Annotated in this window: 21 protein-coding genes and 2 pseudogenes; 10 read left to right on the forward strand and 13 right to left on the reverse strand. The window is 42.9% G+C overall.

From position 1 onward, the window contains the following. Positions 1–8: 8 nt before the first annotated feature. The 3 genes and pseudogenes from GJS45_RS24050 to GJS45_RS04630 all read right to left on the reverse strand — a co-directional run. Positions 9–638 (reverse strand): annotated as a pseudogene (locus GJS45_RS24050) (M56 family metallopeptidase); the annotation flags it as partial. Next, positions 619–780 (reverse strand): hypothetical protein, encoded by a 162-nt coding sequence (locus GJS45_RS23785; RefSeq protein WP_235954594.1) that lies wholly within the window; start codon positions 778–780, stop codon positions 619–621. The gene GJS45_RS23785 and the pseudogene GJS45_RS24050, both read right to left, overlap by 20 nt. Beyond that, positions 761–1,132, reverse strand: coding sequence for a BlaI/MecI/CopY family transcriptional regulator (locus tag GJS45_RS04630; protein ID WP_162340287.1), 372 nt, complete (start codon positions 1,130–1,132; stop codon positions 761–763). Before GJS45_RS04630 ends, GJS45_RS23785 begins: the two co-directional genes overlap by 20 nt. A 398-nt stretch (positions 1,133–1,530) precedes the next feature. Between GJS45_RS04630 and GJS45_RS04635 the strand changes: the two genes are divergently transcribed. Continuing rightward, positions 1,531–1,722: a type II toxin-antitoxin system VapB family antitoxin gene (locus GJS45_RS04635; protein ID WP_162340288.1), complete on the forward strand. Its 192-nt coding sequence runs from the start codon at positions 1,531–1,533 to the stop codon at positions 1,720–1,722. A gap of 257 nt (positions 1,723–1,979) precedes the next feature. On the opposite strand, the pseudogene GJS45_RS04640 reads toward GJS45_RS04635, so the two are convergent. The 7 genes and pseudogenes from GJS45_RS04640 to GJS45_RS04670 all read right to left on the reverse strand — a co-directional run bounded on the left by GJS45_RS04640 (position 1,980) and on the right by GJS45_RS04670 (position 7,529). Then, positions 1,980–2,591, reverse strand: a pseudogene (locus GJS45_RS04640) (Uma2 family endonuclease). A gap of 317 nt (positions 2,592–2,908) precedes the next feature. Then, positions 2,909–3,244 carry a PIN domain-containing protein gene (locus GJS45_RS04645; protein WP_162340289.1) on the reverse strand — a complete coding sequence of 112 codons (336 nt, stop codon included), beginning with the start codon at positions 3,242–3,244 and terminating at the stop codon, positions 2,909–2,911. Between the two features lie 79 nt (positions 3,245–3,323). Next, entirely contained in the window at positions 3,324–3,536 is a 213-nt protein-coding gene (locus tag GJS45_RS04650) for a hypothetical protein (RefSeq protein ID WP_162340290.1), read from the reverse strand. Positions 3,537–3,751: 215 nt separating this feature from the next. Beyond that, positions 3,752–4,033, reverse strand: a complete 282-nt coding sequence (locus GJS45_RS04655) for a hypothetical protein (protein ID WP_162340291.1) — start codon at positions 4,031–4,033, stop codon at positions 3,752–3,754. 175 nt (positions 4,034–4,208) lie between these two features. After that, on the reverse strand, positions 4,209–6,626 hold the full coding sequence (locus GJS45_RS04660) for an ABC transporter permease (protein WP_162340292.1): 2,418 nt from the start codon (positions 6,624–6,626) through the stop codon (positions 4,209–4,211). 265 nt (positions 6,627–6,891) lie between these two features. Continuing rightward, positions 6,892–7,281: a helix-turn-helix domain-containing protein gene (locus GJS45_RS04665; RefSeq protein WP_162340293.1), complete on the reverse strand. Its 390-nt coding sequence runs from the start codon at positions 7,279–7,281 to the stop codon at positions 6,892–6,894. A gap of 11 nt (positions 7,282–7,292) precedes the next feature. Further along, complete coding sequence (locus tag GJS45_RS04670) at positions 7,293–7,529, reverse strand: type II toxin-antitoxin system HigB family toxin (protein WP_162340484.1); 237 nt, start codon at positions 7,527–7,529, stop codon at positions 7,293–7,295. A 490-nt stretch (positions 7,530–8,019) separates the two neighbouring features. On the opposite strand from GJS45_RS04670, the gene GJS45_RS04675 reads away from it, so the two are divergent. Beyond that, positions 8,020–8,271: a DUF6364 family protein gene (locus GJS45_RS04675; protein WP_162340294.1), complete on the forward strand. Its 252-nt coding sequence runs from the start codon at positions 8,020–8,022 to the stop codon at positions 8,269–8,271. Positions 8,272–8,333: 62 nt separating this feature from the next. Then, positions 8,334–8,669 (forward strand): PIN domain-containing protein, encoded by a 336-nt coding sequence (locus GJS45_RS23790; protein WP_162340295.1) that lies wholly within the window; start codon positions 8,334–8,336, stop codon positions 8,667–8,669. A gap of 67 nt (positions 8,670–8,736) precedes the next feature. On the opposite strand, the gene GJS45_RS04685 is transcribed toward GJS45_RS23790, so the two are convergent. Continuing rightward, positions 8,737–11,181, reverse strand: a complete 2,445-nt coding sequence (locus GJS45_RS04685; RefSeq protein ID WP_162340296.1) for an ABC transporter permease — start codon at positions 11,179–11,181, stop codon at positions 8,737–8,739. 385 nt (positions 11,182–11,566) lie between these two features. On the opposite strand from GJS45_RS04685, the gene GJS45_RS23795 reads away from it, so the two are divergent. From GJS45_RS23795 to GJS45_RS04700, 3 genes are all read left to right on the forward strand, one after another. After that, positions 11,567–11,680: a DUF6364 family protein gene (locus GJS45_RS23795; RefSeq protein WP_235954596.1), complete on the forward strand. Its 114-nt coding sequence runs from the start codon at positions 11,567–11,569 to the stop codon at positions 11,678–11,680. Positions 11,681–12,063: 383 nt separating this feature from the next. Then, positions 12,064–12,378 (forward strand): nucleotidyltransferase family protein, encoded by a 315-nt coding sequence (locus GJS45_RS04695; RefSeq protein WP_162340297.1) that lies wholly within the window; start codon positions 12,064–12,066, stop codon positions 12,376–12,378. After that, on the forward strand, positions 12,359–12,703 hold the full coding sequence (locus GJS45_RS04700; protein WP_162340298.1) for a HepT-like ribonuclease domain-containing protein: 345 nt from the start codon (positions 12,359–12,361) through the stop codon (positions 12,701–12,703). Before GJS45_RS04695 ends, GJS45_RS04700 begins: the two co-directional genes overlap by 20 nt. Before the next feature lie 14 nt (positions 12,704–12,717). Here GJS45_RS04700 and GJS45_RS04705 read toward each other — a convergent pair whose 3' ends face one another. Continuing rightward, positions 12,718–15,078 (reverse strand): ABC transporter permease, encoded by a 2,361-nt coding sequence (locus tag GJS45_RS04705; RefSeq protein ID WP_162340299.1) that lies wholly within the window; start codon positions 15,076–15,078, stop codon positions 12,718–12,720. A 286-nt stretch (positions 15,079–15,364) separates the two neighbouring features. Here GJS45_RS04705 and GJS45_RS04710 point away from each other — a divergent pair, with 286 nt between their 5' ends. Beyond that, positions 15,365–16,174 (forward strand): sugar phosphate isomerase/epimerase family protein, encoded by an 810-nt coding sequence (locus GJS45_RS04710; protein ID WP_162340300.1) that lies wholly within the window; start codon positions 15,365–15,367, stop codon positions 16,172–16,174. Positions 16,175–16,180: 6 nt separating this feature from the next. Here GJS45_RS04710 and GJS45_RS04715 read toward each other — a convergent pair whose 3' ends face one another. Next, positions 16,181–18,652: a carboxypeptidase-like regulatory domain-containing protein gene (locus GJS45_RS04715; RefSeq protein WP_235954597.1), complete on the reverse strand. Its 2,472-nt coding sequence runs from the start codon at positions 18,650–18,652 to the stop codon at positions 16,181–16,183. 276 nt (positions 18,653–18,928) lie between these two features. Between GJS45_RS04715 and GJS45_RS04720 the strand changes: the two genes are divergently transcribed. From GJS45_RS04720 to GJS45_RS04730, 3 genes are all read left to right on the forward strand, one after another. Further along, positions 18,929–21,730 (forward strand): c-type cytochrome, encoded by a 2,802-nt coding sequence (locus tag GJS45_RS04720; RefSeq protein ID WP_162340301.1) that lies wholly within the window; start codon positions 18,929–18,931, stop codon positions 21,728–21,730. Positions 21,731–21,756: 26 nt separating this feature from the next. Then, positions 21,757–22,659 carry an isochorismatase family protein gene (locus GJS45_RS04725; RefSeq protein ID WP_162340302.1) on the forward strand — a complete coding sequence of 301 codons (903 nt, stop codon included), beginning with the start codon at positions 21,757–21,759 and terminating at the stop codon, positions 22,657–22,659. 197 nt (positions 22,660–22,856) lie between these two features. Beyond that, entirely contained in the window at positions 22,857–25,955 is a 3,099-nt protein-coding gene (locus GJS45_RS04730; RefSeq protein WP_202928030.1) for a SusC/RagA family TonB-linked outer membrane protein, read from the forward strand. Positions 25,956–25,962: the final 7 nt, after the last annotated feature.

The raw sequence follows: 25,962 nt of genomic DNA on the forward strand, positions 1-25,962 counted from the left end.
ATGATTAATCGGTTTTTTAATGCGGAGGAAGATATTGAACTGGTCAGAATTTCCAAGTTGTTATTGACGGCAACTTCAAGCAAGAGCTGTTTGTACCTTGTTGGATGAGCAATTTTTTGGACTTCTTGATCAGCAAGGTATTCGTGGTTAAGAACCATTGCTTTTTTTACGAAATAAACCACGGGGTTAAACCAGCATAATACCGTCAGTAATTCCATCCAAATAAGGTCAACATGGTGCCGATGTGCAATGTGGTATCGTTCATGTGTTAGAATCATTTCAGTCTCTAAACTGCATTTTTTATAAAGATTTGGGGGCAGGAAAATGTAGTTGCCAAAACTAAACGGGGATGAGACTTTTTCTGATAAAATCAGAGATGCTCCTTGGATGTGCTGCACTGAGGCATTTTTTGTCCAGCTAATTAACTGGTTCAGAGCTTTTAATTTTTTTAGAAGCAGAAATAAGAACACTGGGATGTATACAACAAGAAACCATTGTATCGGCGAGTAGGGGAGGGTTTGAACTGTATATGATTGGTTAACCGTAGTAGATTGAGGAAGGTTAATTGGAAGATAATCAATCTGTACAGGGTTTTGCTGTGGCAAAAATATCGGAAAATTAAGGAAAGGAATGATCATGGCGGCGGGAATAAGTGCCAACAGTATCCAGCGGTTTAGCTGCAATGATTTTTCCTTTGCCAAAAAGATTTGGAAAAGCAGCATTAGAAATGCCGAACAGGCGATAAATTTTATCAGGATCATCATTTCTTTCTCCTTTCAATTTCAGTTTCCACCAGTTTTTTTATTTCCTCTAACTCCTTAGTGGTCAAGTCTGTTTTTTTGGTAAAGAAGGAGGCAAATTGAAGCGGGTTGTCCGAAAAGAAATCTTTGATAATGGTTTTCACCTGACCTGAAAAATAATCCGGCTTCTCCACCAGGGCATGGTATTGCCTTGAGTTGCCAAACAACTTGAAGCCTACATATCCTTTTTGCTGCATGCGTTTCAGTAAGGTAGCCACCGTACTGGGAGCTGGTTTCGGTTCAGGATGAACTTCCAGAAGTTCTTTCATAAATAGAGGCTGGTGGGACCAGATCAAGTCCATCAGTTTTTCTTCGGATTTGGATAACTTCATTCTACTATTTGTTATTTATTTCTACAAACATAGAAATAAATTATGAAATAGCAAAGAATAAACCGGTTATCAATGGGTAAGAAAATTTATCCGAGTGATCTTTTGCTAATCATCAACCTGGCCTTACCATTCCCACTACTCACTTCGTAGCGATTTACCTGGATTTTCGAAAGCTGTTTTTACGGTTTGAATGCTGACTGTGAGAATCGCCAAAAGTCAAACTAGAAGTACCGGTAGTCCCAAAAGCCACCAATGGATTTCCATTTGGTAGGCATAATTTTTCAACCAGGTTTTCATCACATAATAAACGATAGGATTTGGTAGAGGGCAGATAGGTCAAATCACATTTGATAGGTGTATAAATTTGCATAAATTTATACATAAAATAATATTTAAATATGCGAACTAATATTGAATTGGATGATGAGCTTGTACGGGAGGCGCTAAAAATCAGCAAGTTGAAGACCAAAAAAGATGTCGTTCACGAAGCATTGAAACAATTTGTTGCTTCGTTGAAAAAAAAACAGCTATTGTCCATTCGTGAAAAGGATACTTGGGTCGGTGATTTAGGGCAAATGCGGGAAGTATGAACGACCCCGTTCTTTTTGATACTTCAGTCTGGATTGACTTTTTGAATAAAAAAAGTACTCCTGAGGCCAATTTATTGGTGCACTATGGTGCACTATATTGAAGAGGATAGGCTTGTATCGCTTACGCCTACTATTGTTCAGGAAATCCAATAGAAAAGAAAATTTACTACATCGAAGATGAACCAAAATAATAGTTACCCGGAAAATTTCCGATCAATCATAGAAGCTTTTAACAGGAAAAGATAGATCACAAATTTTCAATTGATCTCCTCAAAAAATGCCTCCAAATCCAATTCGAATCCTACAATAGCTGAGGATATTGCCGTATCCCCGGAGGTCATCAAGCGTGATGGTTGAAAGCTGCCTTGAATCAGCGTGTAAATCAGGAGGGTTTGTCCCTCGGAATCCATCAGCCAATATTCGGTTACTCCGGATTTTTCATAAACCTCCTATTTGTGTTGGAGTTCAAGCTGTTTGTTGCCGGGTGACAGGACTTCCACCACCAGATCAGGTGCACCAACACAGCCTCTATCATCCAATTTTTCCATGTCACAAACCACACAGATATCCGGTTGTACAACAGTATGGATTTTATGGTCTTTTTTGGATTTTACCAGAAGTCTAACATCAAAGGGAGCAATATAGGCCTGGCATTTTTTACCTTTCAAAAACAGGTGAAATTCCGTGTAAAGCGTTCCAGCCAAACGTTGATGAATTCTCTTTGGAGCAGCAGCGGCTTTTTTGAAAACTTTCCCTTTGATCAGTTCGACCATTTCTTCCATATCCCATGTCAGGTAATCCGCATAGGTATAGTTCTCGTAGCTTAAATCCGGTCCCTTAATAAGGGATTTGCTGTCCTCTTTTTCCAGACCTGAATATAATCAATTTGGGGATTAAAAGGAAGGCATTCAGTCCTCCATCATCCCATATTGCGATCGGAACAAAAGTCAAGACCCCGATGCCACAACTAATTCTTTACTGATGAAAAATCATTTCATGATTTTCAGTTCAAAGAAATTAAGGAGTTCCATGAGAACTTTGAGAATCTTAGAAATCATCTTTTTATGAATCATATTCCTTAAATTTCACAAAAATAAATGCTTGACTATAAAAAATTAAAAAGACTTCAATATCAAATTACATAATTCCGAAAAGAAATCGAAGTTTATTAGTTTCTCTTTTCTATTTACATTTTTGTGTTAATTAATTTCATAAAACCATCCAAAGACAAAAGATATAATTTTGGAAAAGGAATGGATGCTAAAACTGAAAAATGTTTGTCCTCCGAAACTAGAAAAGATGCTCCTGAACTTATTGCACAATCAACATATTTATTATCTTCTGGATCAGCGTCTATTAAATTCCATTTGTAATAGGTATTTGTGAAACGAACATTGGGAAGTTCTTTCAACAAAGTTATTAAACTACCAGCGGTGCGAATTCCGTATTTTATTTGGATAATTTCTTCATATTCCAGCAAAATTTCTTCGTTGATTGCCAAGTCAAATTTTCCATCGACCAAAGATTGAAATATAATATGATGACCTGGAAGTAAGGCTCATTACTAAAATATTGCAATCTAAAACGATCACCATGGTTGATTATCCTTGTTTTCGAAAATGCTCTTTTTTCCATTTATTAAAAACCGCCTGCGTATAGTTCTTATCTTCAAATGCTTTGTCCGCTTCCCTTACAGCTTTTTCAGAAAGGTAGGTAACCAGTAATGATTTAATTTCCTGCAAATCTTCCTCTGATTGTTCATGGCTGAACAGCTTCAGAATTTCCAATTGTGTCTCATTTAGAGGGTTTGACATAATAACAGTTAATATTTTTAATAAATTCTTCGTTCAAAAATACAAAAAAGGACAAATAAAGAAAAATAGCAATCAACTTACCTAACGTTCTGGTCAATAAGTTGGTTGTGATTTTTGAAGTAAGAGAGGTGCCTGAAAAAGGAATTTGCTGACACAAAAAGGTAATAAAATTTCTTCCAAGACTTTATTTCCCTCCCTGCCTTCTCGGCTTTTCTTTAAATCTCAGGCTTTTTACCTCTTTCTCTTTTTTCCACAAACGTAATCGGTACAAATTTTTCCGTAGGCGCACCAATATAATAAAGCCCCCAATTGAGATCATGGTGGGCCAGCATTTCTGAAAGACAGTCTGCCCGATGGCCTTTGGGATCCTGACAATCTTCCCAATAAAAATATTCCACCTTGTAATGAAGGGCTTGTTTTTGCTTGTTGATCGTCACTTCGATTTGGATGTCCTGTTTTTCAGAGCTCGTTGGAATAGGGATAGCGATGTACGTCATGGGATTTGATTTTATAGTGAGACATCATTATAATTGCCAGGGCTAGCGGCCATAAAATACCCGTAATGGTTCCTGCGCGAAGTCCAAGGGGAAATGGTCTTGCTTGTTAATCCATTATTTGTTCTCGAGTTAAACTGATTTCCTGAAATTGGTTTCACTGTTTTAATCTCTAAAATCAATCACTCTTTAAACTATTTACCGGATTTACCAGGGCCGCCCGGACTGCTTGTGAACTAATGGTCACCATTGCGACTACTACGGCCAACATCCCTGCCAATAGATAAACCCACCATCCTATCGCCGCTTTATAGGCGAACCCTTCCAACCATTTATTCATAGCATACCAGGTGACCGGCGTAGCCAGTACAATCGCTACCAACACTAGCTTAATAAAATCCTTAGATAGCAGCCTGACAATGCTGGAAACCTCTGCCCCAAGCACTTTTCTGATTCCGATTTCTTTGGTTCGGATCTCAGCGGTGTAGGTGGCCAGGCCGAACAATCCCAGACTTGCTATCAGGATCGCTAATACGGAAAACACCGTAAATATCTTTCGGAACTTGAAATCAGCCTGATACTGTTTGTTAAAATCCTCATCCAAAAAACTATACAAAAAGGGCCTGTGCGGGGCAATGTTTTCCCAAATCGCTTCCACTTCAGCAATGGTTTTTTGCAGATTGTCAGGCTTCACTTTGAGCGAAAGGAAGCGACTTGCATCGGCTTCAAAGGGTAACGTCAAAGGTTCAATATTCCGATGGAGCGAAATAAAATTGAAATCTTTTACCACCCCGATGACTTCTCCGGCCCTTCCCCATTGGTCAAATTTCTTCCCGACAATATCAGCCGGATGGGCATAGCCAAATTGGCGGGCGGCGGCTTCATTTACCACCAAGGCTGAGGTTGAATCTGAAGGAAATTCCCTTGAATAGGACCTTCCTGCCACCAATTCCATATTAAAATGGTCAATAAAGTCTATTCCCACCTGAAAAATGGCCTGGCCTTTCTGAATCATTTCCCCATCAGGCCCTTGGATGCTTGTTCCGGCATTTGGAAAATAGCCTCCCGGTACACTTCTGGAAAAAGCGATGGAAAGGATCCCCGGATTTGATTCCAGCTCGCTTTTAAGGGTATTGGACCTGCTATTGACTATTTCATCATAATTGTAATCCAACACCAACATCTGTTCCTTATCAAAACCCATGTCTTTATCCAATAGGTGATTCATTTGGGTATAGACGATGAGGGTCCCTGCAATCAGGATAATGGATAGGCTGAACTGGAAAATTACCAGTCCTTTTCTAAGGCTGACCCCACTATTATTGGTTACAGAAATACCTTTTAAAATCTGAACCGGCCTGAAACCTGACAATACAAATGCCGGATAGGATCCAGCCAATAAACCAATAACCATTAATACCCCGATCATGGCGGGTATGGTCCGCCAACTGACAAATCTTCCCAATTCCAGTTCTTTGCCGGTGATGCTGTTCATCAGCGGCAGCGCCACAGATAGCATAACAATGGAAGCCAACATGGCAAAAAACACGATGATAATGGATTCTCCCAAAAACTGAAAGATAAGATGCTTTCTGTCAGCACCCACGGATTTTCTGATACCTACTTCCTTGGCGCGCTCCATGGACCTGGCGGTGGACAAGTTCATGAAATTGATCATGGCGATGACCAAAATGAAAATCCCAATCACCGAAAAAACATAAATATTGGCCAAGCTCCCCGTTTCGCCGGGTTGCCTGTCCGCATCTGTTCCAAGGTAAAAATCCTTCATCGGCTCCACATTGACAGTATAGAGTGGATTATCTTGCCTTTCCGCCAGAAACTCAGGTATTTTCTGCCTAAAGGAGGCGAGGTTAAAATTCTCGTTGACCAGAAAATACGTATAGAAATCCACGTATCCCCAGCTATCAAATACCTCGGGCCAATATTGCCTGAATGTACTCAAAGAAAGCAGCATGTTGAATTTAAAATGTGAGTTCGCCGGAATGTCTTCGATGACGGCAGTGACCGTGTAATCTCCGGCATTTGACCTTCCCGGTGAGTCACTTCCTTTTAGGGTTTTGCCTATCGGGTCCTCGTTTCCGAAATACCTTTTGGCGGTACTTTCGGTCATCACCATGCTATAGGGCGCCGTCAAGGCTGTTTTTAGATCACCTCTAATCACTTCCCAACTAAAAACATCAAAGGCCGTCGAATCCATAAAAAATACGCCGTTTTCTTGATAGGAATTTTCACCATCTGTTAGCAAGATATCAGAACTTCCGGAGAACTGGACTACCTTGTCAACTTCTGGGAAATAGCTCTTAAGGGCAGGTCCCACCGGTGCATTATGCCAAACCCAGAAAGGATTGGCCCCGGCATTTTCAGGTTGGTCCTTGGATGGAAGGCTCCCGTGAGTCAAACGGTATATTCGATCTCTTTTTTCATGGTAGGAATCCACTGAAAGCTCATCCTGAACATACATGAAAATCAGAAAGCAACAGGTCATTCCCAGTCCCAATCCAAAAATATTGATAAAGGAGTAGGCTTTCTTTTTCAAAAGGTTTCTCCAGGCGATTTTGAAATAATTTTTTAGCATAGCACATTAACTAAAGCAGGCAATTTTAAAAGGTGTGTTTGCGAGTTTTATGCCAAGGTGAAAGTAGGTGTTCAACCGTTTCAGGCCGCTTATCGGTTTTAGTGCGGAGATTTGCGGACAAAAATGTTCGCAGACGGGCGATTTTAATATTGAGGAAAAAAGAAATTGAATCAGACTTAATAACCTGCTGACGAAACCCCAAACCAATTTGATACTTACCTGATTTAGGTTTTGCTAATACCGATTAACTACAACCAAGAAGCAATTATACATGCGTTAACAAAAATTCAGCATCCATATTGAGTTTTTTGTGGGCGGCTTTTAAGAAGGCAACATCAGGTTCCCGTTTACCGGTTAATATCTGGGACAGTTTTGGTGCACCAATACCCAAAACCTCAGCCAGTCGTTCTTGGGTGAACTCAAGCTCTACCATCTTCAGTTCTAATGCTTGCCGTAACGTATTGGGTTTGATTGGCATAAGTTCCATTGTATTGTCTTCATAGGCTTCAGCTAGTTTAGAAAGGTCCGACAACATCTTTGTTTCCCCTTTTGTTAGTTTATGGAACCCCCCTTTCAAAGTTGCTTTTTCCAACAGCGACTCCACCGTTTTCATTACTGCCAGGTACTCTTTTTCATTTCGAATCTTAGTAAGCATCCTCAATCAAATTAAATGGTTGAACAATCAATTTTATCATAGGCTGCATGGGTACCTATAAAACGAATGTAGATTGTCCTAATATCAAAGAATATCATGGCAACCAGCCTGTATTTGTTCCCCTTGATATTGAACACATATCTGTCATTACCTACATGATCCACACCACTGAAGGTCTCTTTAACTTCAGGAAATGTAGCCCAATCAGCTTGTTTGGTTTTCTTCCACCATTCATTTAAAGGCTGAATGGAATCTGCATGATCTTTTCCAAAAAACTATGAGCTTTGTCTTGGATATAACTACCATCGATTTTATAGAGTTTCAAAAATAGAAATAAAATTTCATTATTTGAAATAGTTCTCTCAGGTAAAAGGCAGTTTACGGAAAAATTTAATTCTTTTAAGTGGTTTAATCAGGGCTTTACCAGATGGGTGACGGATGTCCAGCGGAAGTTCTCAAATCAATGATCCTTTTACTCCATTCCGATCGTGGTCTTTATCAAATATCCTTCGACATTCAACCCCCTCTATAGTTTTTTATTAAGGATATAGTTATAGGCCTTCTGATCGCTCCTATCGGGAAAGTTCCTGTCCGCAAGCAGTTCAATGCCCATCGGTCTGGAGAAAACTTAAACATATCCAGTGGGTTCCTTCGTATTAATTGGGTAAATTGAAATTTTTACATAAAGAAAGTAAATAATACGTATATTTGCTTAAACACGTATGTGACATAAGAACCATGAAAACAAAATTGACCTTAACCGTAAAAAAGAGCATCATAGATGTAGCCAAAAGAAGGGCAAAAAACAAGGGGATTTCCCTTTCCAGAATGTTTGAGGAAATTTTTGAAGAAGAAGGTTCCAATGAAATTAAAACTGAACACCAACGGGCTGCTGAAAGGTTACTTCAAATGCTTGAAACCTCAAAGAGCTTGCCCACAAAAGAGGATAAGGAATTGATTAAATCGCATGTTAAAAGGAAGTTTGCCTGAAGTTTTTCTTGACACTGATGTTGCTTTTGATATCATTTCTAAACGGGAACCCCATTTCGAAAATGCTTGAAATGGCTTCCAAGGGCCAAACTGTCCTTCAAATTGCTGAAAGCAGCGTTGCCAACCTGATTTACTTGTCCTTTGACATTTATAAGTTAGCTGATGCATCCTCAAAATTATTGAATTTTATTGGAGCATGTAATGTGGTCAATGGTGGGAAACCAATAATATTGGAAGCTTTGGCATCCCAATTCAAGGATAAAGAAGATGCGTTGCAATACTATACTGCGCTGCATTCTGGTGCGGATTACTTTATTACCAGAAATACAAAGGATTACAAATTCACTTCACCTATGCTTCCTGTATTTCACCCCTTGGAATTTTATAGTAAAATTTAATGCTAGCAAAACAAGTCTTGAATCACGAATAGGATTTAGGCATTTGTAAGGAAGTCATGATAGATAATTATTCACTTCTCAATGCCTCTACCGGATTGGCAACAGCTGCCCTGAGGGTCTGGAAACTCAAGGTCACCAAGGCAATCATTACCGCCACCAATCCAGCCGCCGCAAACATCCACCAGTCCATCTCAATCCGATAGGCAAAATTTTCCAGCCAACGGTTCATAACATACCAGGCGATAGGAGAAGCTATAGCTATTGCAATCAGTACCAATTTCACGAAATCTTTACTAAGAAGTGCCAAAATAACGGTAACATTAGCGCCCATCACTTTACGAATGCCTATTTCCTTGGTGCGCTGTTGGACTGATACGGTGATCATTCCCAGCAGGCCTAAGCTGGAGAGTAAAATGCTTAGTCCACCAAATGCCGTACTCAAGGTCAAAGCCTTCCGGTCCTCTTTGTACAGCCTGTCAAATTCCTCATCCAAAAACGAATATTCAAAAGGCTGCTCAGGGGTAAATTCATTCCATACATTTTTGGCGTGATCCAGTGCCTGAGTCGCATTTCCAGCATTCACCTTAACCAAATATGAAGAACCTCCATAGGGATCAAGCGAAAATACGACTGGATCGATTTTTTCATGTAAACTCTTGTGATGATAGTCCTTTACTACCCCAATAATACTACCCATTTCTTCTGACCCTGTCCGATATGAAATAGTAGAAAACGAGGTTCCCACAACAGGCTCCTCAAGTCCGAAGATTTTAACAGCAGTTTCATTAATTACAAAATTGAAACGGTCTGCTTCATTTTCGGCCTTATACCAGCGACCAGATACCAAAGTCAGGTTGGCCAATTCAGCATAATCCTCGTCTGCCCAAATCATCACCGCGTCAACAGTTTCCTGGGTTTCCGGGTACCCAGACCAGGAAATATCAACAGGCTGTTTCCTTTTATCATCGACCATCGAGGTACCATTGACTTGAGAAACAGATTGTATCGCACTATTTGCCAGTAAACTGGTTTTGATACTGTTAACCCGGGTCCAATGGCGTTCTTTTGCCTCCACATCACCAAATCCAAATCCTAAAGGCAAGGGTACATGTACCCTAAAAACCTGTTCTTTTTGGTAACTTTCGGTTTGCTGCTGAATAAAGGCAAATTGATAATGGATGGTAACAATGCCCACAAGCAGCACAATGGTAAATACAAGTTGGCCTGTTACCAACGCTTTTCTGAATCCCTGACGACTGATGCCTGTCAACACCTGGTTCTTTAACAAGCCTATTGGCTTTAACGTGGCCAAAACCATAGCAGGATAGAGGCCAGTCATAATAAAAACCAATGCAACTATCCCAAGAATTAGCAATAAAACATGAGGATTCATCAGGTTGAGTTCAAGGTTTCTTTCTGCAAATGCGTTGAAATCAGGAAGTACCAAGAAAACCAACAACAACGTTACACCTGATGCCATGATGATGGACAGGAAGGTTTCTACCATTACCTGTACAAACAAATTATATTTAGACGCACCCACAATTTTTCGAATCCCGATTTCCTTCAACCGGGTACCGATCCTGGCAATGGACAGGTTAACAAAATTGACACTGGCTACGCCAAGTAGTAATATAGCCAGAATAGAAAATACCCATAGATTGAGGGTATTCCCATGAGGAATGGTCTGATCAAGGAGGCCCGTGTCAAAATGTAAATCAGTAAGCGCAACCAATTTGGATTTTCTAGGTGAATCGGCCATCCATTTCGGCCGATTATTGGTTATGATTTCACTTATTTTTTTCTCTACTTCCTCAACAGAAGCCCCTTGGTACAATTTTATAAACATAAGTTGAGTAAAAATGCCCCAAGATTTTGTGTCATCAGAATCCCCCTTTCTTTCGTTGTAAAAGGAATTTGAAACCAGGACATCTTGCTGGAAAGAAGAGTTGGCAGGTATATCCTCAATAATGGCAGCTACAGTATAGGGGATTGAATCAATGTAAAGGGTTTGTTGTAATGGGGGCAAGTCTCCAAAATACTTGGCTGCTTTGGACCTCGTCAAGATAACGGAACGGGGATTATTGAAAAAATAGTCCATGCTTCCCCTGTGAACTTTATAATCAAACATGTCCATCCAGTACTTGTCCACGATCAGGGCATTTGGTTCTTTGAATTGGTGGCCATTTATTTCTAAAACCTTTCTCCCTAAATTAATACCGGCCATTGCCATTTGTTCTATTTCGGGTACCTTCTCTTGAATGGCCTCGAAAGCAGGGTATTGGGAAGTCCCACTAAATGGGTATTCTGCTTTAATCGTGTCGTAATCAGCTCTTAGGTAAATCCGTTCTGCATCCGGATAAAAGTTGTCATAGCGCAACTCATTTTGACTCCAAAGAAGAATAAGCACAGCTGCCGCCATGGCAATGGCCAGCCCTCCTATGTGTATGATAGAGCTTATTTTGGTTTGCCAGAGATAGCGAAAGGCGATTTTAAAGAAATTTTTTACCATGGTTATATTTGTTGTGATTTGACTAAATCAGGCATCCGTTTCCAGTAATTCCCAATCCAAACAAATCCATCCCGATTGTATCTTTCCATTCTGTTTACTACTACCATGCCATTGAAATTCCTGCTGAAATTGTATAAAAGGCCCCATTCACTGGTATAATGATTTCCCAAACGAACAAAAACGTCCGCTGTCGGGCGAATTATCTGGAAATAACCAATCGAATTAATTTCGAGCCGATCCATTGGAATTATTGCCGGGTATATCAGCCTCGACCCAAAAGGAAATATAGGGCCCTGGCACCTTGGAATCAACCCAATAAATTTATGGACTTTCTTATGCGCATTGACTATATTTATGCGCATAAGATGGCTAAAAATTCCTCCCCATGAAGAAGCGACTAAACATCACGGTCAATGATGAACTGATCAAAAAAATGAAAAAATATGCGGATCTGAAGCAGATCAGTCTATCCCAAATTGTCGAAGAGCACTTTGAGTAATTATTGAAGCGGCCATCCACGCTTCCCAAAGAAATGTCCCTTGTAGCGTATGTGAAAACCTTGCCAAAATCCAAGGTGGATTTTCCAACCGATTTTGATTTTAAAAAAGAGCATTATAAAACAAAAGAGTCTAATGAACAAAATGCTGTTTGATGCCACTATGCTTCTGGATATTTTCTTGGTTGATCAGGATATCGAAAGAAGTTCACCAGATTGAACTGGGACCCGTTCACTGATTACACTATCACAACCTAATCTCGCTTATTTTCAATATATTAATTAACTGAATCGAATTACGTCGAAATGGATTTTGGTTCAGGCGAACAGTCAAAATTGAACGTAAAAGAGGATATTTCACCTAATAATTTTCATTATATTTGGTCATGGATCAGAAGCTTGATAAAAATTCCATTTTCGAAACGCTCAAATCCCATAAAATGGAGTTGAAAGGATTTGGGGTGAAAAGGATCGGCCTTTTTGGCTCTTATTTCAACAATCAAGTAAATCCCGACAGCGATATTGATTTTTTGGTAGAGCTGCAAAAGGAAAAAAAAACGTATAGAAATTTTATGGCTTTGTCTTATTTTCTGGAGCATCTATTTCAGAAAAATATTGACTTAATTACCCCTCAGTCATTAAGTCCATACATAGGCCCCCATATTTTAAATTCGGTGGAATATGTCTCTTTTACCAAATGAATTGTTAAGACATATTTTGGATGAATGTGAATACCTGAAAAGAGAATATGAGAGCAATTCTTTTGATGAATTTATTAAAAATGAAAGGCTCATCAGGGCCATTTGCAGAAGTCTTGAAATAATTGGGGAGGCTAGTAATAAGTTAGATCCTGCATTCAAAAAAAAATATTCTTCCATTCCATGGCGAGAGATGGGAGATATAAGGAATAAAATAATTCACGATTATTTTGGTGTAGATTTCGATATAATCTGGGATGTGGTCAAATCCGAAATCCCAATATTGAAGTCAGAAATTAATAAGATATTGTCAAATGAAAAATCATAATTCTCCATTTTAACCTACTCACTCTTCAGTGTCTCCGCAGGATTTACCAGTGCTGCTTTGATCGCCTGAGAACTCACGGTCAACAAGGCAATCACAAGCGTTAAACCGCCTGTCCAAAGGAACAAGGTCCAATCAATACTGGTCCGGTAGGTGAAAGTCTCCAGCCAGTTGCTCATCAAGTACCAGGTTACTGGAATGCCAATGACCACCGAGATTAGAACTAACCGGGAGAATTCCGACGATAACATGCCCACGACACTTGTGATGGAAGCTCCCAGTACTTTTCGAACGGAGATCTCCTTTTTTCTTCGCTCAGCAATGAAATTGGCCAGGCCAAAAAGCCCCATACCGGAGATGATCACCGCCAGACCGGTAAAAAGAGCGGTAAGATTCGAACTACGTTCCTGAGACCTGAATTTCCGGGCATGTTCCTCGGATACAAATTTATATTCAAAGGGAGCATCGGGATTGAATTTGTCGAAAACGGTCTCTACCCTGGCCAGTGAATTCCTATAGTCCGCATGCTCCGCAAATCGAATGTGAATAAAATTCAGCTGGCGCTTTGGGCCCATCACCATTATCGGATGTGCTTCATCGAATGGGGATTCCATAATGAAATCCTTCACAACGCCCACAATGGTGAACTCAAAGGCATCGTCCTTGACCACCTGACCGATTGGATCATCCAAGCCCATCACCTCCACGGCTTTTTCATTGACTATTGCCGAAAGGCTATCGCTGGCATACGTATAGATATCGATGTCCCTGCCTGCGATCAAATTCATGCCAGCTGTTTTTACCAGGTTGGCATCCGTGCCCATTCGGCTAATGTTTGGCTTAAACTCCGGATCCTTGCCCTGCCATTCCATGCCATCCGTGTCACTGTAAATATTGGTCAAAGGAGAAAAGGTATAGCTTACTGCGGTTACCTCAGGGAGCGCCAACAACTCATTGCGAAGTGCCACTTTATTTTTTCTCATACTTGCCGTCACCGGGTGGAAAATGAGCTGATCTTTATCGATTCCCATATCCCTGTTTTGAACAAAGCGTATCTGATCCTGAACGACCCAGACACAAGAGATCAGGGTAACGACTACAGCAAATTGAAATACTACCAGAACCTCACGGGGCTTTAACCCAAGCTCGCTTTTTGTTCCCATCTTCGATTTAAAAATGTTTACAGGCTTGTAGGAACTCAATAAAAAGGCAGGATAGGCTCCAGCCAGAACTCCTGTGACAAAGACATAGATGACAGAAATCACCCAGAAATAGGGTTGAGTAAATGGGTTGGCCAATTCCTGCCCCATCAGATTTTTAAACCAGGAAAAAGAAAGCGAAACCATAACGATGGCCAGCAAGTAAGCCGCAAGGGCTATTAAAATGGATTCGGCCAGGAATTGTCCGATCAACATCCCTTTACCGGCCCCGGAGATTTTCCGGATGCCCACTTCTTTGGATCGTTGATCACTTTGGGCGGTACTCAGGTTTACAAAATTGATTGCCGCAATGAGCAAAACGATGATGGAAATGATACCAAACATCCGGATCATTTCTATTCTTCCTCCTACAGACCTACCATTTTCAAACTTTGCATAGAGGTGCAGATCCCGCATGGGGAAAAGAAAATCTGAAATGGCCTCTAATTCAGAATTCCTCGCCGTAAAGTCCGCAAATTTCTCATTGAAAGCAGACAGGTCTGCCCGTTCATTTAAAAGGGCAAAGGTTCGGTAGGAATTATTGCCCCAATAATCATCCACCCAGCCCAATGATTCGATCTTTTTAAAAGGTAAAAACACAGTAAAGGGGAAGTCTGTGTTCTCCGGCAAATCTTTGATAATTGCTTTTACTTCAAAATCCAGTTGTTTCGCCACGGTGACAATGCTACCCATTGCAGAGCGTTTTCCAAAGAGCTTTTTAGCGACGGATTCGGTAAGCACAACTGATCCTGGCTCATTTAGTGCCGCTATGGGGTCGCCTGCCAGTACTTCAAAACTAAAAAGCTTAAAAAAACCTGGATCCGTAAAAGTAGCTTCTTCATAAAAATTGTTTTCCCCTACCGTCAAAAGTTGCTGATCCCATTCCGTAATCCTTGCTACTTCTTCCACCTCGGGAAATTGTTCCTTCATGGCAGGGGCGTAGGGGGCAGGCGTATAATCCCAGGTAGATAGCTTTCCTTGCATTCCCGCATTTCTCCAGACCGCATACAATCGATCGGAATTTTCATGGAAGCGATCCACAGACATTTCAAATTGCACCCAGATTAGGATTAAAATGGAGGCGGCCATTCCGATTCCCAGGCCAGCTACATGGATGAGGGTGTAGCTTTTTTTTCGGCTAATGTTTCGCCAGGCGATGGTAAGGTAGTTTTTCCACATAATTTTCAGTAGTGCTTTTCTACTCTAGTTCTACTTCCATGCCATCCAAAACCTGCCCGAATGGCATTATTACCCCGATTTTTAAATCGTAGCGTTTCCGATTCGAACAAAATTGTTCGCTATCGGGCATTTAAGTGCATTTGCAAAGGTATTCATCGGTAACCCATACAGCCAAAATTCATTTTATTCCACCGTGGGGAAATAACCCATTTATTCTTTTGTTTTACATGATTTATTTAAGAAATTCCCTTTTCACAAACTTTCTCATACCCTGACCACGCCTGAAATGTCGATTAAATTTTACGCACCCCTATGGGGTAATACCCTGCCTTTTAAAGAATTTTGTAAAAAAGTAAAAGAAGCTGGATACGACGGGGTGGAAATGGACCTTCCGCTAGATGAAAAAGAGAAGGAAGCGGTATTAAACCGCCTGGGGGAATTTGATCTGGAATTGATCGCCCAGTATTACCAGTCATTTGAAGCAGATCCTTCAGCCAATCTAACCGCATATAACCGGTACCTGGAACACCTATTGGCCGCCAAACCGGTAGCTGTAAACTGTCAAACGGGCAAGGATTATTTTAGCTTTAACGAAAACCAGGCACATTTCAGTCTGGCACAAAAACTTTCGGACACATCGGGTATTCCCATTACCCACGAAACCCATCGTGGCAAGTGCCTGTATTCAGCCCCGATAGCAAGTACCTATTTCCAACAAATTCCTGACCTTCGCATATGCCTGGATATTTCGCATTGGTGCAACGTGCACGAATCCTTGCTGGAAGATCAAAAGGAAGCCGTAGACCTGGCCCTATCCCGAACCGATCATATTCACAGTAGGGTGGGTTTTGCGGAAGGGCCCCAGGTAAGCGATCCGAGGGCTCCGGAATGGAGCGATGCCCTGCAAGCCCATCTCGGTTGGTGGGATCGGGTGGTACAATGGCATCGGAAACAGGGTACCTTACTTCGAATTACCACCGAGTTCGGACCTTTTCCCTATATGCCCTCCCTTCCTCATACCCAAATGCCTGTTGCCAATCAATGGGAAATCAATGTGTATATGCTGAACCTACTCAAAGTGCGCTATACGGAATGATTTTACCTAAAAGTCAAGCTTATAATAGAATATCGGTAAAAACCCCAATTGATAGTTGGGTATAATGGATTTTTCCGGGTCAGGGTTCTCCAATTCATCCGGAACCCAGCTCAGGTTCAGGATATTTTTAGTGTTGAGCATATTGATCAGGTCCAGGGCAATTTCATGACTTAGATTTTTCTTGTTGATCCGGTAGTTTACCCTTAAATCCATCCTGAAGTATGGGTCAAATTGCAGGGAATTTCTGCTTTCATCCAGGTAAATGATCTCCTGTTGCTCCCGTGTACGCTCAATATCCACAGGTCCGTACCTTCTACCTCCTGCAGTAGTGATATTGGTGCCAATGCCGATCAACCCGTTGTTGATTTGGATTTCCCTGGTGGCCAAAAAATTGAAGGCATAATTCCCATTAAACTCAGTATCTCTCCAAACGTCATCACTTCCCTGGTACCGAGCCTCAAATAGAGAACCAGTAAGCAGAAATAAGTATCCTTTGCTGTAGTATTTTTCTAAAGTTAGTTCCAGCCCATAGTTTTCACCGGTTCCCTCATTGACCAGAATTGTCTCTGGAAAAATCCTATTGAAACTGGCACCAGTATTCAGGAGGGAGAATGAAGAGGGGCGATTTTCTACGGGTACCTGGCTCAAACGTTGGTAATAGGTTTCCCACTTCATCCGGATTTGATTGCCCAGTGTTCGCTCATAGCCCAGTATCAGGTGTTTGGAACGCGTAAAATCCATGTTCCCGTTATATGCCTGAAATCCCATGTCAGGCCTGGATGGCTCCGTAAATTTGTAAAAATAGGTGTAGGCAGGCTGGATCTGGCTATGGAAGCCCATTCCCAAATTCAGGTTTTGTGTTTCATCCAGTTTCCAGTTTATTCCCAGGCGAGGCTCAAGGGGAGACCAGCTATCTGTTAGTGAAAAATACTGATGGTGTAAACCCAATACCAATGAGAGGGTTTCGGTGGGTTTATGCTTCCATTGCAGGTAGGGTTGGGCCAATACGGCCATTGTACCATCCACATTCCATCGATTTACCCATGGGGTGGTTTGATATTGTAATGGATTGTCTGGATCATTTGGAGGTAAAATTCCAACCTGCCGTGCAGAGTCCATCAGGTTGAACCCGAATATATCGTTTTGAAACCCAAAATTGAGGGTGTTTTTATTGTCGATTTTTTTAAAAAAGCTCACTACCTGGGAATACTTGTTAGTGGTAAAGTTATAGCCAAGTATGGCCGGCAAATCCTGGACATTGATAAAGCCATCGGGCTGTACCTTTCCTACAATATAGTAATGGTCTGCCTTTACCTGCTCCTGGGAAGCAGCCAGGCTGGCTTTCATATAGGTTTGGTTTTTAAGCACTTTTTCATAGGAAATGCCCATTACACCCATTCTGGAACCAAAATACTGATCCCTGTCCTTTTCACCATACAAATTCCGGTCTTCGGTGCTTTCTTCTGAAACCTTGATATCAATGTTGCTTTTCCCTCCAACGGCAAAAACAGAGAGGCTGCCATTATTTTTAAGGGGGAAATTAAATTTAAAGGCAAAATCCTGGTACCTGGGGACGGCAGTAGTGCCTACATCAATACCCAATGCTGAAAAAAGCTGCAAGCTGGAATAGCGATATCCTACCAGGTATGAGGAGCGGGAAGTTGTATTGATCGGACCTTCAAGGAAAAGCTCAGCGCCCATAAATCCCAATTGAAAGCTTTTTTCATGGTTTTCATTGTTGCCTTTTCTAAATTTCAGGTCAAAAACGCCGGAAACGGTATTGCCAAATTCGGCAGGAAATGCACCTGTGTAAAAATCTGAATTGGCCAGGATCTTGTTGTTGATGATATTAACAGGTCCCCCGGAGGTACCAGAGGCACCGAAGTGATTTGGATTGGGGATATTGATTCCTTCAAGTTGCCACAATACCGAACCCGGAGCATTACCCCTGATAACGATATCATTTCTGGAATCATCCGCTCCCTGCACCCCTGCAAAATTGGAGGCCATTCTGGCAGGATCGCCCCGGCTGCCTGCATATCGGTCTGTTTCTTCCACCGTAAAAGCGCGGGCACTAACGATTGCCATTTCATTTTGCGCTTCGCCAGAACGGGTGGCACGAACTTCCACATCTGCAAGGGAAATGGCCATTTCTTCCATGGCTATCTCAAGGATCAATTCTTTTGAGGAGGTAAGTATCAGGTTACTTAGCACCACCTCCTTGTATCCCATAAAGCTGAATTTCAGATGATGCCTTCCCAATGAAACATTTTCAAGCCGGAATTCTCCTTCAAGATCCGTAGTGGTACCCACCAAATCTTTCTGGCCCTCATCTGCCAGCAGTACGGTAACCCCTGTCAGTGGGTATTTGCCATCCGTATCGATGACTTTACCACGTATGGTTTGGGTAATGCTTTCCTGGGCTTGAAGAGAGGACACCGCCAGAAATATCAGGCAACTAAGGTATTGTTTCATCATGTCCTGTTGATTTGCATGTATTGGATAAAAGGGAAATCCGGGGGTTGACCTGATCCTATTCAGTTTTGCAGTTTTGTTGGGGTCAATTTATACACAAATATTGGCTAATGTTCGTCTGAATTTAATAATTATCTAACGATTTTTTGTCAAAATCAATAACCGCAAGAATTAGCAGCACCGCTTTCAACGTTGGCCCTTTTGATTTGATCCTGATTAGTTTTGTACTTACATCTTTTGACCGTATTTTGTGCCTTCAATAAATTCGATATCAACCAAATGACAAATTCCTTCCGACTGAACGAAGTACTGCGAAGTACCTTCGTGGATAACAAAATAAAAGCCACACTTTCAACCTTTATCTTATTTACTTTCCTTTCATCCTGTGGAAAAGAGGAAATCAAAATTACGGAAGTGGACTTTGAAAAAGAGGAGTTTGCAGGATTTGTAGAGTCCGGTTTTCCGTTTATTAGCACCTCAATGGACGGGCGGGACCTAGGAGAAGGTTTTCCGGAAAACAATATTTCAGCACGTGTTTTGGCCCTGCAACTGGGCAATGAGGCCTACGCCTGCTTTGACACGGATATGTTGCGTTGGACGGTAGGCTGGACCGGGGATTTTATGCCCATGGTGACCATGGCGCAAATCTCCTACGATGATTTTCACAATAAGGGAAACCAGATTCCCAGGATTGGAGGAGATCCCAAAGTGGCCACCGGAAGCTACCCGGGTTGGTCAGCGGGAGCCCCGTTATTCTCTGATCCACGCACACCTTCTCCGCACCCACAGAGCCCTCCATGGGGGGCCATACCTGCTGAAATGGGTCGCTATGAAGGCCTTTATACCTTGGGTCAGCAGGCGGTGCTGGCCTATTCTGTGGGGAATACCTTGATCCATGAGTTGCCTGGCAGTGTGGTTCGGGATGGCATGACGGCGTTTACCAGGTATTTTGATGTTTCTCCAGCCGACAGATCACTTTATTTGGTTGCGGCCGAAGTGATCGGCGCAGACCGTGTGGAGGAAAAAGAAAATAGCATCTTGATACACAGGGAGGGCGAAATGACGGGACTTGGACTTCCAGCGGGGGTTACCGGTGTGAGCTTGTCGGTACACGAAGAACGGTATTTAGTAGCGGAAGTAGCTCCCCATGCGGAAGCAGCGGAGTTCGGCTTGGTGGTGTGGAAAGGAGAACAGGAGCATCTCGCTGCTTTCGAGGCGGCAACCTCCGAATTTGAGGAAGAAATGCCTGCAATAGATCAGGGAGGACCAGCTTATTGGACTGAAACGGTGCTTACCAAAGGACAAATTTCTCCGGATACGGCTGCTTTTGTTACCGATCGACTTACCCTACCGGTACCCAATCCCTGGAAGCGAAACGTCCGACTGGTAGATATAGGGTTTTTTGATGCCGATAAAGCAGCCCTGGTCACCTTTGAGGGAGACGTTTGGATGTTGGAAGGCATTGGAGCGGATTTAAATCGGCTGTCGTGGACCCGATTTGCCTCAGGATTATACGAGCCGCAGAGTTTAGAAATTGTAGATGGAAAGGTGTACGTCTATGGAAAAGATGGAATCACCCGACTTCACGACCTGAATGGGGACGGGGTAGCGGATCGGTATGAAAATTTTTCCAATGCCATGGCCCAATCCATAGAAACGAGAGAATGGGCCTCCAGTATGGTAGCCGATCCGGAAGGAGGATTCTATATTTCCAAATTTGGAGCGCTGGATATGGGGCCAGAGACCTCTTCACCCAAATCCCTGATGGGGTTCCGATCTGCCTCTCATCACGACGGTTCCGTTCTGAAAATAGCTTCTGACGGCCGGTTGGTGGAACAGTTTGCCTCGGGATTCAGGGGGCCCTACCTGGGTATTCATCCGGAAGAGGGTTGGCTAACCGGTTCTGACCAACAAGGGCATTACATGCCTTCCACTCCGGTGATGTTGATTCAGAAGGGGGATTATTACGGGGTGCCTGCCACGGCCCATCGGGATCCGATCCCGGAAGTCACCCCACCTATCACCTGGATTCCGCATAACGAGGATCGTTCCGGAGTGGGGCAGATATGGGTAAATAGCACCAAAATGGGGCCCTTAAACGGGCAGTTGCTCCACCTTTCCTACGGCCGACCGGGTTTGTTTCAGGTGAAAATTGACAGTGGATCACAGATGGTGCAAGGCGGAGCAAACGTGATACCCGGGACCTTTCCCGCCCCAGCGATGAAAGGGAAAGTGCATCCGGGGGACGGACAGGTTTATTTTACCGGATTTTCGCTTTGGGGGCATAATTCCGATATTTTAAGTGCACTCCTTCGGCTTCGGTACACCGGAGAAGAGAATTTCATGCCCCGGGAATACAAAGTGCGGGATGGGGGGGTCATTTTACGCTTTGATCAGGAACTGGATGAAACCGTGGCCCAGGACATTGCTGCTTATAAGGTAAAGCGCTGGAATTACCAGCGTACCCAAAAATACGGGTCGGGTCATTACAAATTGGATGGTACGGTTGGAGAAGAATACCTTCCTGTGTTAGAAGCCATTCTATCCGATGATGGCAAAGGTGTATTTTTGATTGTGCCTCAAATCTCCGAGGTCATGCAGATGGAAGTAGCCTATGAGTTGAAGACGAAAGCAGGCAGCTCGTGGTCGGATAAAGTGTGGATGACGGTCAACGAGGTGGTTCGGCCTGATTTGCTGGCGGAGGGATTTAGCAATGTAAGCGAAGGAGATTTAAATCAGGACTATGAGGCTTCGCTTTTAGAAGGTTCAGAAGGAGAAGCACCGGATGCCGTTCGTGGAAAGGAATTGTTTATGAATTACGGATGCATTGCCTGCCATGCTGTGGAGGGAAGTGGCGAAGGAAAAATAGGCCCTAATGTAAACGGACTTTACGGTTCCGAAAGGGAGTTTACCGATGGAAGTTCCGCAACCGCAGATGAGAACTACCTCAGAGAGTCCATTGTGGATCCGGGTGCCAAGGTGGTCAAGGGTAGGGAAGGGGAGATGCCTTCTTTTCTGGGCGTATTATCTGAAAATGACATTGATTCTATTATATTGTATTTTAAAACATTGGAAAATTAAAGTATCTTACCGAAAAATCCGGTACGATGAAATCTATCTTTTGTGTATTGCTTGTGATTGCCGTGATGTCATCCTGCCGGCAAGGCAGGAATGACGGCACCCGTGAAGAAATCACCTCCGAAACAAATTTGATACAGGTTAACCTCAGAAAACAGGTCGCTATAAACAGCGAAAACGTAGCCTGGGAAACCAGGGAGTATGAGGAGGATTGGGACCCCTCAAAAACCGCCTTTATCATTACCGATATGTGGGACGAACATTGGTGCGAGAGCGCTACCAAACGGGTAGGGGAGTTGGCACCGGCCATGAATGCCACCATCGCTGCAGCCCGGGAGAAGGGGGTCACCATTATCCATGCTCCTAGCGGAACCATGGATTTTTATGCCGATGCGCCCCAGCGAAAGGCAGCTCAAGCGGTAGCCTACCATGCAGCACCCGAAGCTTTTCCCATCAATGACTGGTGCTACCTGGATCCGGATAATGAAGCCCCCTTGCCCATTGATGACAGTGACGGTGGTTGTGATCAGCCGTGTTCCAATGGAGAGCCCTGCGAAGAAAGAACCGCCTGGACACGGCAAACTCCCGAAATACGGGTTATCGAAGGGGATTTTATATCCGATCAGGGGCAGGAAATCTTCAATATTATCCAATCCAGGGATATAAAAAATATTGTGGTCATGGGCGTTCATTTAAATATGTGTGTGCTGGGCAGGCCCTTCGCTATCCGGCAGATGGCCAACCTGAACAAGAATGTCGTTTTGATGAGGGATATGACCGATACCATGTACAACCCGGAAATGCCTCCTTATGTGAACCATTTTGAGGGCACCAATTTGGTAGTGGCGCATGTAGAAAGATACTGGGCTCCTTCCATGCTCAGCACCGATTTTACAGGGACTTCTGTGTTTCGTTTTAAGGGAGCAGAATGATCTGTTTTTCATTAATTTGTTCAGTTTATAGGGACAGCAAATTTTAATTTTTACCAAACCGGTCTTACGAGACCCATTATTTTTTTATTAAGTTAAAGCTACCTTCGAATCCAAATAGTGATCAATTAATAACGTCAAATAAATCCTGTTTAAAGATCGATTATTGAATTTTGTATTTCAATAAAACAAGATCACTAATGGGAAAAAAACTACGATTACTAAGCCTGTTGTTATTGCTTTTTAGCAGTATTGCAATGGCGCAAAACACGGTGGAAGGTGTGGTATATGACGATGGAGAACAGACACTCATCGGTGCTGTGGTAACGGTCAAAGGAACCACCAAAGGGACCGTCACTGATATAGACGGAAAATTTAGCCTGCAACTGACCGATGAAGAGAAGGAGCTTTTGATCTCCTATGTGGGATTTATTCCGAAAGAGATTTTGGTAGGCAACCAAAGCTATCTGGAGATCCGTCTTCAGGCAGATGATTTATTTTTAGAAGAATTTATCGTCACAGGCTATAGTTCCCAAAAGAAAAAGGATTTGACCGGAGCGGTTAGCAGTATCGACATGGAAGAACTATCCAATATTCCCGCAGCTAGCGTAGATGGAATGATTCAGGGCCGGGCCGCCGGGGTGAGTGTGGTTTCAGACAACGCTCCGGGAGGAGGAGTAGCCGTCCGTGTAAGGGGTTTCGGTACCATTCGCAATAACGATCCCCTGTACATAATTGACGGGGTTCCGACTACTTCTGGAATTAACATGATTAATCCCAATGATATTGCAACCTTTCAGGTACTGAAAGATGCTGCCGCCGCGTCTATTTACGGTTCGCGGGCAGCAAATGGGGTGGTGATTATCACCACCAAAAAAGGTAGGACAGAAGAAACCAAGCTGAATTTTAGCAGCTATGCGGGAATACAAACAGCTTTTAACCTGCCTGAAATGCTGAATGCCCGTGAGTATGGTGAGTTACTCTGGGAAGCTACTCTTAATGATGGTGGACAGCCCTCCAGTGATGTGTACGGGTCAGGACCGGAGCCTGTTATTCCGGAATGGATAGACGAGGAGCAAACCATTCCGTCGGCCGATGTGGATTGGGTTTCCGAAATATTCAGACCTGCGCGCATCCAGTCGTATAACCTGGATTTCTCTAAAAACACTTCCGATGCAAATCATTTTGTTTCTTTTAATTATTTCGAACAGGAAGGTTTAATCAAACATACTGACTTTAAGCGGGTGTCTGCCAGATTTAATACCGAGTACAAGGTGTTGGATCGACTAACCATAGGAGAAAACCTGACGGCCGCCTACACCTGGAATACCGATGTGACGACCAATGCTGCCCTGGGAAGTGTGGTATACGATGCGTACCGATTTCCGTCCATTTCTCCGGTCTACGATATTAATGGAGATTTTGCCGGATCGGCTACCAGCGATAACCAAAATCCACTGGGAAGGCTACACCGAAACAAGGACAATGTCAGGAAGAATTTAAAGCTTTTTGGTAATGTGTACGGCTTACTGGAATTGGCCGAGGGCCTGGAGGTAAAAACTAATCTGGGGATCAATTTTGAGAATTATAATTACCGGAGGTTTAATCCCAGCTTTGAGGAGATTTACACACAGCGGGTACTGAGCGATATTAGTACCTCTAACAGCTACCAATACGAATGGATATGGTCGAATACGGTTAATTATAATCGTAGTTTTAATGACCACCAAATTGGCTTCCTTGCAGGGATCGAAGCGATTTCCTATTATCGGGAGGGTTTTTCTGCCAGCAGGTTTGGTTTTCCGTACGATGATCCCAATTTCAGGTACCTGGACGCAGGAGATGGTGCTGACCAACGGAATTCCGGGTCCGCTTCGGACTGGTCCTTGTTTTCCTACTTTACCAAAATGGATTATTCATATGCTGACAAATACCTGGCTTCTCTAACATTACGGAGGGACGGGAGTTCTAAATTGGCAAATAACCGATGGGGGACGTTTCCTGCCTTTTCCGCAGGTTGGCGACTGTCAGAGGAGGAGTTTTTTGATTTTTCTAGTGTTGATGACCTGAAGATAAGGGCAGGTTGGGGTGAAACCGGAAATCAGGACATCCCGCCTTTTTCGACCTTTTCCAGCTACAGAAGCTACCCCAATTACTCTAACTACCCCATATCCGGTTCGCAAAATAGCGTGGACCTAGGGCTAACCGAAACAAGAAATGGCAATCCAGATCTGAAATGGGAAACGACCACGCAGACTAACCTTGGATTGGATGCCACCTTGTTCAATCATCGGCTTGGAGTAAATGTGGACTATTTTATCAAAACTACCCGGGACATGCTGATCGAAAGACCGCTAACGCCCATGTTGGGAGGATCCAATATTTCCACCTGGGATAATGCAGGGGAAATGCAGAATAGAGGAATAGAGTTGAACCTACAGTACTTTGGTAAAGAACGAGGTGAGTTTAACTACTCCATAGGACTGAACCTAACGGCCATACAAAACGAGCTAATATCCTTGCCGGAGGAAGTAGATTATATTGCCCTTCCCAGTTCCCTGTTACACACTGTGAATTTCGGACAGGAAGTGACCCGGTCAGCGGTCGGAAAGCCCATTGCCTCCTTTTATGGTTTTGAATCCTTGGGTATTTTTTCCGGTCAGGAAGAAATTGCAGCTCATGCCACCCAGCCTAATGCCCAGCCGGGAGATTTAAAATTCAGAGATATAAATGAAGATGGTGTGATAGATAGTCAGGACAGAACCTTTATTGGTAGCCCTCATCCGGATTTGATCATGGGTTTCAATTTCACTAGTAAATACAAGCAATTTGATGCCTCCTTCTTTTTCTATGGAAGCTTTGGAAACGAGACCTATGACCTTACCCGCTATTACCTGGATTTCTTCAACCTAAGTGCCTATAACAAAAGTGTTCGGGTTGCGGATGCCTGGCGTCCGGACAATATGGATTCCAGCATTCCCCGCTTATCGCTGAATGACCGGAATAACAACATTCGCCCCAGTTCCTATTTCGTGTCCGACGGGTCATTTTTGAGATTGCGAAACATGCAAATTGGCTATTCCCTTCCCGAGGCCCTGGCGAGTAAGTACAGCCTTAGCAATTTAAGGGTGTACCTGCAAGTGCAAAACCTCTTTACCATTACCGGTTATAAGGGGTTGGATCCGGAGATTGGACTTCAAAATTACGATTCGGAAATGCGTAACCTGGATATTGGAGTGGACAGGGGCATTTATCCTCCGAACAGAAACGTTACTTTGGGAGTAAATCTCACATTATAATAAAAAT

The sequence above is a fragment of the Cyclobacterium salsum genome, assembly GCF_010119245.1.
Classification (GTDB): Bacteria; Bacteroidota; Bacteroidia; order Cytophagales; family Cyclobacteriaceae; genus Cyclobacterium; species Cyclobacterium salsum.